This is a genomic window from Psychromonas sp. B3M02 (genome assembly GCF_003318165.1).
Taxonomy (GTDB): Bacteria; Pseudomonadota; Gammaproteobacteria; order Enterobacterales; family Psychromonadaceae; genus Psychromonas.
The window spans coordinates 17,026-29,101 of sequence record NZ_QOCB01000040.1 but is presented as its reverse complement, the minus strand read 5'-3'; the positions used below and the strand labels follow the sequence as shown (position 1 = coordinate 29,101).

Sequence of the window (12,076 nt, the reverse complement as noted above, 5' to 3'; positions counted from 1 at the left end):
CATTCCCCACTTTTCCAATAATGCTATAAAGCGCTTTTATTATCCTGGCACAGTGATTGCTTATATCTCTGTAGTGAACGTAAAAAAGTGATGGATTAGTCACAGGTCTCAAAGTAAACAAGCAGGCTTACTCGTAAGTGTTCTGTTAGACCGATGATTAATGGCAATTGGTGCTAGTCTTTTTATTACATAGTTAAATTATAGGTAGATAAGAGTTCTCAATAAGTAATCAAACATCATCTAATCACAACTAGATTGAATTTTACAATTAAAGCATTTTAAGGAGAGTAAAGTGACATCATCAAACAAATACCTATCAAACTTGACGGTTAATGGTAAAGATTATAACTATTTCGACTTATCAAGCTTAGATATTGACATTAATCGACTCCCTTTAACTGCAAAAATTTTATTAGAAAACTTACTCCGTCACAGTGAACAACTGTATGTGCAAGAAGATGATATTAGAGCCTTATCCCAGTGGGATACTAAAGCGGCACTTGATACAGAAATTGCATTTGTCCCATCACGTGTAATCTTACAAGACTTTACTGGTGTTCCGGCTGTTGTTGATTTAGCGGCAATGCGTAATGCGATGCTTGAACTAGGTGGCGATGCCAATAAAATCAATCCGTTAAAACCTGTCGACCTAGTCATAGACCACTCCATTATGGTCGATGAATTTGGTAAAGCAGACTCCTTTGAAAAAAATACTGAAATTGAAGTCGCTCGAAATAAAGAGCGTTATCAGTTTTTAAAATGGGGACAAAGTGCATTTGATAACTTTAAAGTTGTACCGCCGGGTAAAGGCATCGTGCATCAAGTTAATTTAGAGTACTTAGCAAGAGTTACCTTTGTAGATGACCAACATGATACTCCCCTATTATATCCCGATACGCTAGTTGGGACCGATTCCCATACCACCATGATCAATGGACTAGGTGTATTAGGCTGGGGTGTTGGCGGTATAGAAGCTGAAGCCGCGATGCTGGGTCAACCTGTCACCATGTTAATTCCAGAAGTAGTCGGCATGGAATTAACCGGTAAGTTGCCTGCAGGTGCAACAGCAACAGACTTAGTGTTAGCTGTTACTGAAAAATTAAGAGCACATGGCGTGGTTGGCAAATTTGTCGAATTCTTTGGCTCAGGCATACAACACTTAACCGTCGCTGACCGCGCAACGATTGCCAATATGTCACCAGAATATGGCGCAACCTGTGGTTTATTCCCAATTGACCAACAAACATCAAAATACCTCGAGTTAACGGGCAGAAGCCAAGAACAAATCGATATCATAGAAGCCTATGCAAAAGCACAAGGTATGTGGGGAAGTGAGTCACAACAAAAGGCTGAGTACCACGCCCAAGTCAGCCTCGATTTAGAGCAAGTGGTACCTGCGATTGCAGGCCCTAAACGCCCACAAGATAGAATTGATTTAGACCAAGCAGCCCCCGCTTTTAAAAACTGGATAAAGCAACAAAATGAGCTAACAATCATTCCAGCAGAAAAACAGAAAAAACGCTTTGATGATGAAGGTGGTACTGAAAATAGTGGCTCAACAGATATGGCCCCCAAAACATCCGCGTCTTATCACCTAAAAGGACAAGATGTAGAGCTACACGAAGGTGCTGTGGTAATCGCAGCCATCACCAGTTGTACAAACACATCAAACCCATCGGTATTGGTTGCTGCCGCATTACTCGCTCAAAAAGCCAATACATTAGGATTAACCGTTAAGCCTTGGGTAAAAACTAGCTTTGCGCCTGGATCACAAGTCGTTACTGAATATTTAAATAGTGCAGGTTTATCAAAAGAGCTGAATAAATTGGGTTTCAATTTAGTTGGGTATGGTTGTACAACCTGTATTGGTAATTCAGGTCCACTAGCGGATCCAATAAGTAATGCCATACAAGAAAATGATTTAACCGTTACGTCAGTATTATCCGGAAACCGAAACTTTGAGGGACGTATCCACCCAGATGTGAAAGCCAATTACCTAGCGTCACCACCACTTGTTGTTGCTTACGCTTTAGCAGGTAACATGAAAATGGATATAGCTAATGAACCCTTAGGGATTAGCCATGATGGTGACCCTGTTTACTTAAAAGACATTTGGCCAGAGCAGCAAGAAATACAAGACATTGTCACTCGTGTGGTTAATAAAAAAATGTTTTCAGATAAATATGGTTCAGTGTATGACGGTGGCGATAGCTGGAAAAACCTTGAAACCGTTGATAGCGATATTTATAACTGGCCAACAAGTACCTATGTTAAAAAACCAAGCTTTTTTGACAACATGAAAGTACAACCAGAGCCAGTAAAAGCCATTGAAAATGCACGTTGTTTATTAAAACTCGGCGACAGTGTCACAACGGATCACATCTCCCCTGCCGGTTCTGTCGGTAAAGATACACCAGCAGCTAAATACCTTGTTGAAAACCAAGTACAAGCAAAAGACTTTAACTCTTATGGCTCAAGACGCGGTAATCATGAAGTAATGATGCGCGGCACATTCGCTAACGTCAGATTAAAAAACCAACTTGCACCGGGTACAGAAGGCGGATTTACCACTTATCAACCTGAAGGCAAGCAAATGACCGTATTTGCAGCGGCACAACAATACACAGCTAATAAAATACCAACGGTCGTCATTGCAGGTAAAGAATACGGTACTGGTAGTTCTCGCGATTGGGCTGCAAAAGGACCTCTATTACTTGGCGTAAAAGCAACCATTGCAGAAACCTATGAACGTATCCATCGCTCAAATCTAATCGGTATGGGTATATTGCCGTTACAATTCAAAAAAGGGGAAGGTGCTGAAAAATATAACTTAGACGGTACTGAATCTTTTTCAATTGAGGCGATTGAAGCAGGACAAAAACAAGTCACTGTGAATGTAACCAAAGAAAATGGAGAGGTTATTTCCTTTGACGCTGATATTCGTATTGATACTCCTAATGAGTTCGAATACTTCCGTCATGGTGGGATACTTCAATATGTCATGAGATCACTGCTTTGATCTATTACAAATTTATACCAATTGCATTAAATAAGTGATCTCAATTTTGCGCAGGAAAAATGGCTTAGTTCAAGGCGTCATTTAAGCCTTTCGACGATTAACTTCGTTAATCGTCTATCGGAGAGCTTTAAGAGTTGTTCTATTGGCGAAAATGACAACGAAGGCGTCAGTTCTTTTAACAAGTAAAATAGATCAGTTACTTAGTATGATTGGTATAACGCCTCGAAAGGTAAAGTTAAAACGATGATAAAGCCAAACTGCATGGCTAATAATTTGTGCAGGATAGCGAGACAGTACCCGTCATTACTCTTATTGGAAGATTTCTAGCTATTATTTTGAAGCTCTTTTTGTAGTTTTTTCACCACATAGTCCATAAAAGTACGATTTTTAATGGATAATATTCTATTTCTAAGTAATAGATGAATTGGTTTTGGCTCGGGCACAAATTCAGTTAAAACCTCAACTAATGTGCCTTTTTCAATCTCTTTATCAACCAAGATGGTTGGCTGAAGCACTATACCTGCGCCATGAACTGCAACAATCTTAAGTGCATGTCCATTATTTGAGGTTAATCTCGCATTACGTTTATTAAATGCGTCAGAGTTTAATTTAAGGCTTTGCATTTGCCCTTGGTTATATACAAAACCAAGACAGGAATGATCCTTTAAACTCTCTAAACTATTTGGTTCACCATACTTAGATAGGTAAGATGGGGATGCACAAAAACGCATTTTATAATCACCCACTTTACGTGCAATTAAATTAGAATCATTTAACTCACCAATTCTTAAAAAGATATCCGCATCGGACTGAAACGGGTCAACAAGCGAATTATCGAGTATCATTTCCACATCTAGTAAGGGATATTTTTGTAAGAAAGTTGCAATAATAGGTGCTAACAACTCACAGCCAATAGTGATCGGGGTATTTATTTTAATCGTGCCTATGGGCGTATTTTCAACCTGTTGTATTTTATTTTCTGCTAATGAAATATCTTCAATAATTCTTTTACATTCTTGATAATAAATTTGACCACTTTCAGTCAGTGAATGCTTTCTTGTTGTTCTATTTAAAATCCGTGTTTCAAGTGATGACTCAAGGTATTGAATATGTTTCCCAGCCATTGTTGCCGAAATATCAAAGTGATTAGCCGCTTGACGAAAGCTACCACTTTCTACAACAAAAACGAATACTTCCATACTTTTTAACTTATCCATTGTAAACCCTGAGTTTATTGAAAATAAATTAAATGCTAGTTTATCAAATGTAACGCTACAATTATATTGGATGTTTATCTTAAGAATGGGCCAACTATGATTAATGCAATAACAGGAAATGTTTCAATAACAGCAGAATTAAAAATCAAAGAAACCGTAGAAATTTATACTGGATTAAGCGCAATTCAGCAGTTTTGTGATGATATGAACAGCGAAGAAGGTTGTTTATTTGCAATTGCTCATCAGGATAATGAGGCCCCTAGAAAGATAATTTTATGGGAAATATATAAAGATAAGGCTGCATTTGATGCTCACTTCATCGCTGATCATACAAAAGCATTTTTCAGTACAGCCTTAACAGAATTTGTTAAAGCTTATGAAACAGAACCTGTAGCAAATATATTGAAAGGAGAAATCAAATGAAATGGGCAATTCTAGGTACTAGTTTTATTTCTGACGTAATGGCTAAAGCGATTCAAAATGATGATAAAAGCGAGTTATACGCAGTCGCCGGAAGAACTGCTTCCACTTTAACTGAATTTTCAAACAAATACGGGTTTAAGAAATCGTCTACTGACTTTGATGAGATCGTCAATGACACTGAAGTTGATATCGTTTATATCGCGCTGCCAAATCACCTTCATCATGAGTTTGTAATAAAAGCCGCTCAAGCAGGAAAAGCGATACTTTGTGAAAAATCTTTGTCTGTCGATATGGAAAAAACCAAACAAGCGCTTGCAGCGGTGAGAGAGCACAACGTATTTTTTGCAGAAGGTTTGATGTACTTATGTCATCCATTTTCAGAAAAAGGGCTTGATGTACTTGCATCGGGAGCGATTGGTGAAATTAAAGCAATACAAGCTTCTTACGTGGCGTCAATTTCTCAATTCGTCAATGTACAAAGTAAAGGTGCTTTATATAACTTGGGTTGTTATCCAATGTCGTTGGCTTACCTTATTTTAAAACAGTCTCTTCCTGAAAATGAATTGATGCAATACACGTTATCAGGAATGGGACGACGTGGCGAAGATGGCAATATTTGTGAATCTAGCGCGACTTTTCGTTTTGCCAATAAGATTAGTCTACAAATTCATACAGCTGAAGATTATGGGCTTAAACATGGTTTCACCGTACTAGGAAGTAAAGGCTGTTTAACTTTTAATAGTAACCCATGGTTACCAACCTTAAAAAATGAATTTGAAGTAGAAATATATGAAACATCAAAGGAAACCACGACAATAGAAGCTTCTGGCGATGCCTTCGACTATCAGGTTAGAGCAATACGTGAAGCCGTTGAACGTGGTGCTAAATCCCTTGAATCACCTAAGGTAACGCCTGAAAGTTCAGAAGACATAATGAAGCTATTAACTGACTGGGAATCAGCAACACAGATATAGTGTTTATACCAATTCCACTAAATAGCTATTCATTTACGCTTATAAAAATGAATGCTAGCTGCGTTATTAATTTTGCAATTAGAATAACTAGTTACTGCAATCAACGCATTGCTTTCATTCATTTTCTTCGCGCCTAGATAAATCACATAGTTAGTGGATTTGGTATTACACAAAATAGACGCTTTAGGATTATCGTATCCTTATATACCCAATCCACTCCAAGATACTTGATCCAGAGCCATCCAGGGGGCGAGTTTTAGCTTGGTTAAAATGATTATATTGTGAGACCAACGAATATTAACTTATAATTTTCTACGTCGCTTCCGAGGCGATAGCGCCATAGTGGTAATATCATAAATCCAAGTAAATTTAGAGCGATGTGAATGACCGCTTTGGCGGCTTGTAAGACTGTCACTGTGATGTTCAATTAGGTTTAGAGCGTATGCCCGCTCAAAGCGGACGGTGGTAATATTTAAAATATTGGTCATATATTTATAGTTTCCAGAGGGGGCTTGGTGGGTATCGATTTAGCTGTCTTAGTCGAGAAATACGTTTCCCATTCCCTTTGCTCGCGACTCTAATTTTTCTTAGGCCAACAGCGACTTGTATAACATCGCCAGCTTTCGGGTTTGGCATTAACTCAGCTTAGAAAAGTCGGAAATCTTCCTCTGATAGATAATTATTTCTCCACTTTTAAAAATGGACGATTCAATAAAAATACTTTTCATTGGTTGAGTATACGCAATTAGCGTACAAAGAAAAGAGTTGGGATTTGAAGCTATAACGCCGCATTAAATGGCGTGTAGGTTGGCGCTATTTTTACGAATTTTTTTATAAAAAATCGCGACAGCCGTTATGCGTCCGATTTAATTGCCTTGTTAAACCTCGCTCAGGTAACTACAATGGACTTATTAAAAGACCTAATAAGAGACCTTAACTATGACTACTAGAATTTTAGCTGATGTCGCAGCCAGTATTACCGAATTCAAAGCAAACCCAATGAAAGTGGCAACAAGTGCTTATGGTGATCCTGTTGCCGTGCTTAATAGAAACGAACCTGCATTTTATTGCGTTCCTGCTGAAGCCTACGAAATGATGATGGACAAAATTGCAGATCTTGAGCTATTAGCTTTAGCAAAAGAACGACAAAATGAAGCTAACATTTCGGTAAATATCGATGACCTATAGTCTCGAATTCAAAAAAAGCGCATTAAAAGAATGGGACAAATTAGGAGCAACACTCAAAATTCAGTTTAAGAAAAAATTAGTTGAACGCTTAACAAACCCACACATCCCTGCTGCTAGGCTTTCTGGTTCAGACTGCATATATAAAATTAAACTTCGACAGTCAGGCTACCGACTAGTGTACCAAGTCAAAGATAATATCGTTACTGTAACTGTGCTCGCAGTCGGAAAACGTGAACGAAGCAATGTTTATACAAAAGCTACGCAACGACTTAATGACTGAGAAAGATTAACGAGGCTGTATAACTTCTCTATTTCCAAGAAAGCACAGCCATTTTAAAATTTAATATTCCAATAAAACAACAAGTTAAAAATTACAAATTTTCATAAATCTATAAAAAATGAGTTATTCTACAGCCTCAACGCCGCGCTCTGCGGGAATTTATGAGCGCCAGCGAATAAATTTTCCGTAGCAGCGCCTTGTTATGCATTTGTAACTCGACTAATTTCCGATGCCACACTTTCCACAAATACTTCAATAGCAGCAATTGTCTCTAGTGCAATATCTTTATCAACTTTGATTAGGTTTCCATCTGTAGTCTTACCATCTCGATGCACTATGTCATGCCTAAGAGTTGTGATCTTACAAACAGAAGAGATATCAAGAGTTACGGATTGACCAAGAATAGATTTTAAAATTTCGCGAACCTTAGGAATATTATGGTACATAACACCTGATAATTCTTTGACTGCGAAGCCTCTTGCTCCATCTTGCTGCTTGGCAATATCTTTTAAGGAGTACTTTATATCCTTTAAATCTTCGACTTTAGTTATAGCATTTTGAAAGTATTTTTCATCAGAGATGATCAATGACCTAACTGAGTCGGCTAAAAATGATTCCATCAAAGTAACAGCATGTGCGTACGACATTTTATAAAATGTTTCTTCATGTGAAACGGCTATCTGTAAATCTGTTAGGTCACGCAGATTATGTATTTGAAATTGAAAAGAACGATGCAAGTCCGAGTATGAATGAGATGTGTACCACTGTAGAGACTCATGTTCTTCTTGAAGGCTCTCTTGCATATATGACCATTCTTGAGCTAACTCATCCCAGCCTGGGGTTTCTTCATCAGCCTCATCATCCTCAAGATGCTCCCTTATCCACTGGCCCATTTCCTCTTCTTGAAGATCAAACATATATTCTTTAATTGTGCTCATATGATTCCTTTCGATGCATAACGCTTTGCTAAGCGGCAATAAAATTGTTGGTTACAATTAGCGAGGAACGAGCAAAAAGCCAACTGTTTTTTGTGATCTTCACCCGCAAAAGTGGACACCTTCCACTTGTTATAAATCATTTGCCACGTAACTCTTCATTAGAATACTTTTGCATAATACGAGCTGATTGTTCGAATGCTTTATCAATACTACTTTCACCTGAAATAATTTGGTTTGCGGCACTTAGAAACTTTTGTTCGATGTGATTAAGTAACCAGTTGATTTTTTGAAATCGAAGTTGATTAAACACTTCTTTTTCTTTTTCGTTACAAACAGCTGAAATTACACTTTTACAAATCTCATCTTCCCACCAAAGAGGAACATTTTTATTCATTCTCCCTTTTTGAATAACGATTGAAATTCTCCCGATAATACGTTGGTAAGAATAAAAGTAAGAAGAAAGAAGCTCTCCAGCAAAAAGTCTATGTTCACTTACTGTTTCAAGCTTTCCTGAAAATAACTTATTAATGTCATCCTCTGTGATATCAATAACATTTTCATGCAGGTGATTTCCGAAATCTTCGCCGAATTCACTTTCAACTAATACATCTGAAAAAGTTAATATAGACGGCTTAACTTTTCTTAGTTCAACGATGCTACTCCATAAGTAACTTATGGAGTTCAATACCTTATCATGACCCGCAGCATTAGTTGTGCGGTAGTGATTCTGGATAAGAGCTAAAGCAGCGCTGTCTTTTTCTAATGCATTTTTCAGCTCTAGTAACTTAGAGTCATATTCATGTTTTATGCTATTTTTTAGCCTAGTTTCAAACCAAGATTTTAGAAGGAATGATATTACAGCTCCTCCAAGTCCTCCCGTGGCTAACCATTTTATAAATTCGATATCCATACTTTCCATGATTTATAACAGTATATTATCCATAATTCACGATAGTAAAGGATTATGGGGTTTAAAATTAGTACAACGAATAACAATTAATTCGTTCATAGTCAAAACTTTACATCATTTTAATAAAAATAATATTAAATATTACTGTTAAAGAAACTAAGTATTGCGTCATACTCAGCTCACTTTCCACACAAAAAATTGAGTATGCTTATCGATTTGGTTCAGCCTGGGTGACGAATGATGCTAGCAAGACAATGGTTGTTCCATTTGTTAATAAAGAGATCATGAAAACGCATTTATCACAGATATTCAAAGCCGCTACGAGTCAGAAATATGCAGTTGTTATCATCGATGGTGCTGGTTAAGACAGCATTATTTAGCGAATCGAAGCTTTAAAGGCAATGAGAATATTGTTGATAAGCATTGATACTTGAATTAAGTCTATCAATGTAAAAACTAAGTTTGACACCAAATGGTCACCGTTTGGTCACCAAGAATGTTTTTTCAAACAGCAGAAACAAAAAAACCAAGCACAAGTGCTTGGTTTTAAAGTAGAAGTAGTTGGAGCGGGCAGCGGGAATCGAACCCGCATCATCAGCTTGGAAGGCTGAGGTAATAGCCATTATACGATGCCCGCAAATACCGCATCAGTAGCGTAAACTACATAGCAAAAAACAATGCTATTGCATTGTTCTCTACTGCCTCACAGTGACAAGTGAGATAAAATATGGTGGAGGGAGGTGGATTCGAACCACCGAAGCTTTCGCGACAGATTTACAATCTGTTCCCTTTGGCCACTCGGGAACCCCTCCAGGACTTAGATGGTGCCGACTACCGGAGTCGAACTGGTGACCTACTGATTACAAGTCAGTTGCTCTACCTACTGAGCTAAGTCGGCGCTGTCTAAGTGCCGCGAATATTAAAGAACTTGAGCTTGCCTTGCAAGTGTTTATTAGCAAAAAAACACAGTTTTTTGTTTGTTTGCTTAAAAACAAATCAATTTCGTTAATTTAGTCTAATTATTCGCCAAACGCAGTGATATTTCACCACCTATGTAAGGCGTGACTTGTTGGTCAACCTCTAATAGCAATGCGCCCTGTTCATTGATTCCTCGACAAATTCCTTTTTGAACTTTGTCAGCCATGATCAAATTAACATCTTGGTTTAGGAAGCAATCTAGCTCAAACCAGCGTTTTAAAAACGGCGCTAAGCCTTTTACTTCATAATCTGCTAATAACGTCTGTAACTCAGTGATTAATAATCCAGACAACTGATTACGGTCGACGGGTTGTGCGTTGATCGTATTAAGGTCTGTCCAAGGTTGATCGATAGCATCCGCTTGATGTGCTGGCATTCTAATATTTATGCCAATACCAATGACACAATGGCATGCCTCAGAGGCTTGTGCATTTAGCTCTATCAATATACCAGCCAGCTTTTTGCCTTGGTAATAGAGGTCATTAGGCCATTTTAGCGCTACTCCTTGAATCCCCAGCTTCTCAAGTGCATTAACCACTGCAATACCCACCAGCAGACTTAAACCAGAGGCTTTTTCAATACCCGCCTCTAAGCGCCAATACATGGAGAAATACAGGTGTGATGCAAATGGTGAAACCCATTGTCTACCACGCCTGCCTCGACCAGCAGTTTGGCACTCGGTAATGCAGGTTTGACCATTGGCTAAATTGGGGATTTTATCTAATAAATATTCGTTAGTAGAAGGTAGGATCTGCTCAACATGGACGTTCGCCACCCCACTAATGTCACGAATCGCTTGTTGGTTTAACAAGGCTAAAGGTGTTGCGCTGCAATAACCTTTGCCGGTAACTTTGTAAATGTCTAAGCCAATCTCTTGTAATGCTTTAATGTAGTTATTAACCGAAGTTCTTGATACTCCTAATAACTCACCAATTTTTTCACCAGAGTGAAACTCGCCATCTGCTAACAAAGCCAGTAGTTTATTGCCTTTCTCATTTAATTCAGACATTGCCCGTAACCTGTAATAAGTTGGTTTCACCCTGTGCGCCAATAAATCGCACTTCATGCTCTAATAAAACTGCAAACTTCTGTAATACTTGCTCTCTAACAAACCAGGCTAACTCAATAACATCCTCTGCCGTGGCTCTGCCATCTTCATTAATCAGGACTAATGCTTGTTGTAGATGTACCGCTGCACCACCCACTTTATGGCCTTTTAAACCACACTGGTCAATTAACCAACCTGCCGCTAGTTTCACATTGCCGTCTGGCTGTGGGTAATGCGGCATATCGGAATGGTGAGATAATAGCTGGTCACTTAAATATTCACTGACAATGGGGTTTTTAAAGAAACTACCGGCATTGCCTAACACTTTCGGATCGGGCAGTTTTTCTGTGCGGATACGACAAACACTATCAAATATTTGCAAGGCGCTAACTGACTCTTCCGTTTCGTTTAAACCCTGTAGCAGGCCGTATTGGCAATGTGCTTGCCATTGTTTAGGCAGTTTCAGCGAAACCGAGGTAATTAATACACGATCTTTTAATTCACCTTTGAAGATACTGTCTCGATAAGCAAATTTACATTGTTCGTTAGTTAAGGAGTGCAGCGTGCCGTCCATTAAGTCGATGTAATCCACTTGTTCGCAGAAATCTTTAAGCTCAACGCCATAAGCACCGATATTCTGCACAGGCGCAGCACCTACCACACCGGGGATCAGCGCTAAATTTTCTAACCCGTTGATTCCTTGCTCTACTGTTTGTTCAACGAGCTGATGCCAGTCTTCACCTGCAGCAACTTCTAATAAATAATGCGTTGATGTTTCTGTTTGCTGAATGCCCATTAGCTCAACTTTAATCACTAAGCCATCAAAGTCTTCACAAAATAGCGTGTTACTACCACCACCTAATACCAATATAGGTCGACTCTCTTCTCTTGTTTGTTTAATTAACGCTAATAACTCAGAAAGCTGAGATAAGTTAGTAAAGTGAAAGAGTAGATGCGCCTCAGCATCAATTGAAAAGCTATTAAAGGCCTTGAGTGAGCTGTTTTTTTCAATCATGATAATCCTTTATGGTATTAATTTAACTAAGCGTTCTGATATTCATAATACCTTATCAAGCACTTGAAACAAATAAACAGGATTTT

General features: G+C 38.4%; 11 protein-coding genes and 3 tRNA genes. 6 read left to right on the top strand and 8 right to left on the bottom strand.

From position 1 onward, the window contains the following. Positions 1-292 precede the first annotated feature (292 nt). Positions 293-3,019, top strand: a complete 2,727-nt coding sequence (acnA, locus tag DS885_RS05870; protein WP_113818468.1) for an aconitate hydratase AcnA — start codon at positions 293-295, stop codon at positions 3,017-3,019. Positions 3,020-3,342: 323 nt separating this feature from the next. Here acnA and DS885_RS05865 read toward each other — a convergent pair whose 3' ends face one another. After that, positions 3,343-4,236, bottom strand: coding sequence for a LysR family transcriptional regulator (locus DS885_RS05865; protein WP_113818467.1), 894 nt, complete (start codon positions 4,234-4,236; stop codon positions 3,343-3,345). A gap of 96 nt (positions 4,237-4,332) precedes the next feature. On the opposite strand from DS885_RS05865, the gene DS885_RS05860 reads away from it, so the two are divergent. The 4 genes from DS885_RS05860 to DS885_RS05840 all read left to right on the top strand — a co-directional run bounded on the left by DS885_RS05860 (position 4,333) and on the right by DS885_RS05840 (position 7,101). Further along, positions 4,333-4,659, top strand: a complete 327-nt coding sequence (locus tag DS885_RS05860; RefSeq protein ID WP_113818466.1) for a putative quinol monooxygenase — start codon at positions 4,333-4,335, stop codon at positions 4,657-4,659. After that, positions 4,656-5,633, top strand: coding sequence for a Gfo/Idh/MocA family protein (locus DS885_RS05855; RefSeq protein WP_113818465.1), 978 nt, complete (start codon positions 4,656-4,658; stop codon positions 5,631-5,633). The genes DS885_RS05860 and DS885_RS05855 overlap by 4 nt, the downstream gene beginning before the upstream one ends. A gap of 939 nt (positions 5,634-6,572) precedes the next feature. Continuing rightward, positions 6,573-6,821 carry a type II toxin-antitoxin system Phd/YefM family antitoxin gene (locus tag DS885_RS05845; RefSeq protein WP_113818464.1) on the top strand — a complete coding sequence of 83 codons (249 nt, stop codon included), beginning with the start codon at positions 6,573-6,575 and terminating at the stop codon, positions 6,819-6,821. Continuing rightward, positions 6,811-7,101, top strand: coding sequence for a type II toxin-antitoxin system RelE family toxin (locus DS885_RS05840; protein ID WP_113818463.1), 291 nt, complete (start codon positions 6,811-6,813; stop codon positions 7,099-7,101). Before DS885_RS05845 ends, DS885_RS05840 begins: the two co-directional genes overlap by 11 nt. Positions 7,102-7,301: 200 nt before the next feature. Here the strand turns inward: DS885_RS05840 and DS885_RS05835 are convergent, their stop codons facing one another. Then, entirely contained in the window at positions 7,302-8,039 is a 738-nt protein-coding gene (locus tag DS885_RS05835) for a hypothetical protein (RefSeq protein WP_113818462.1), read from the bottom strand. A 136-nt stretch (positions 8,040-8,175) separates the two neighbouring features. Further along, on the bottom strand, positions 8,176-8,949 hold the full coding sequence (locus DS885_RS05830) for a hypothetical protein (protein WP_113818461.1): 774 nt from the start codon (positions 8,947-8,949) through the stop codon (positions 8,176-8,178). A 230-nt stretch (positions 8,950-9,179) separates the two neighbouring features. On the opposite strand from DS885_RS05830, the gene DS885_RS17740 reads away from it, so the two are divergent. After that, a complete protein-coding gene (locus DS885_RS17740) occupies positions 9,180-9,314 on the top strand; it encodes a hypothetical protein (protein ID WP_258546852.1) in 135 nt (44 codons plus the stop codon). 197 nt (positions 9,315-9,511) lie between these two features. On the opposite strand, the gene DS885_RS05825 is transcribed toward DS885_RS17740, so the two are convergent. The 5 genes from DS885_RS05825 to murB form a co-directional block, all read right to left on the bottom strand. Next, positions 9,512-9,586 (bottom strand) — tRNA-Gly (locus tag DS885_RS05825). 91 nt (positions 9,587-9,677) lie between these two features. Then, a tRNA-Tyr gene (locus DS885_RS05820) sits at positions 9,678-9,761 on the bottom strand. Between the two features lie 10 nt (positions 9,762-9,771). Beyond that, positions 9,772-9,847, bottom strand: a tRNA-Thr gene (locus DS885_RS05815). A 117-nt stretch (positions 9,848-9,964) separates the two neighbouring features. Next, positions 9,965-10,936, bottom strand: a complete 972-nt coding sequence (gene birA / locus DS885_RS05810) for a bifunctional biotin--[acetyl-CoA-carboxylase] ligase/biotin operon repressor BirA (protein ID WP_113818460.1) — start codon at positions 10,934-10,936, stop codon at positions 9,965-9,967. Continuing rightward, positions 10,929-11,990, bottom strand: coding sequence for a UDP-N-acetylmuramate dehydrogenase (gene murB / locus DS885_RS05805; RefSeq protein ID WP_113818459.1), 1,062 nt, complete (start codon positions 11,988-11,990; stop codon positions 10,929-10,931). The genes birA and murB overlap by 8 nt, the downstream gene beginning before the upstream one ends. Between the last annotated feature and the right edge of the window lie 86 nt (positions 11,991-12,076).

What these genes read in the sequence shown, in the direction of transcription:
- DS885_RS05860 (WP_113818466.1), top strand. Translation starts at nt 4,333, where the DNA reads ATGATTAATGCAATAACAGGAAATGTTTCAATAACAGCAGAATTAAAA.
- DS885_RS05865 (WP_113818467.1), bottom strand. Translation starts at nt 4,236, where the DNA reads ATGGATAAGTTAAAAAGTATGGAAGTATTCGTTTTTGTTGTAGAAAGT.
- DS885_RS05835 (WP_113818462.1), bottom strand. Translation starts at nt 8,039, where the DNA reads ATGAGCACAATTAAAGAATATATGTTTGATCTTCAAGAAGAGGAAATG.
- birA (WP_113818460.1), bottom strand. Translation starts at nt 10,936, where the DNA reads ATGTCTGAATTAAATGAGAAAGGCAATAAACTACTGGCTTTGTTAGCA.
- murB (WP_113818459.1), bottom strand. Translation starts at nt 11,990, where the DNA reads ATGATTGAAAAAAACAGCTCACTCAAGGCCTTTAATAGCTTTTCAATT.
- DS885_RS05830 (WP_113818461.1), bottom strand. Translation starts at nt 8,949, where the DNA reads ATGGATATCGAATTTATAAAATGGTTAGCCACGGGAGGACTTGGAGGA.
- DS885_RS05855 (WP_113818465.1), top strand. Translation starts at nt 4,656, where the DNA reads ATGAAATGGGCAATTCTAGGTACTAGTTTTATTTCTGACGTAATGGCT.
- DS885_RS05845 (WP_113818464.1), top strand. Translation starts at nt 6,573, where the DNA reads ATGACTACTAGAATTTTAGCTGATGTCGCAGCCAGTATTACCGAATTC.
- DS885_RS05840 (WP_113818463.1), top strand. Translation starts at nt 6,811, where the DNA reads ATGACCTATAGTCTCGAATTCAAAAAAAGCGCATTAAAAGAATGGGAC.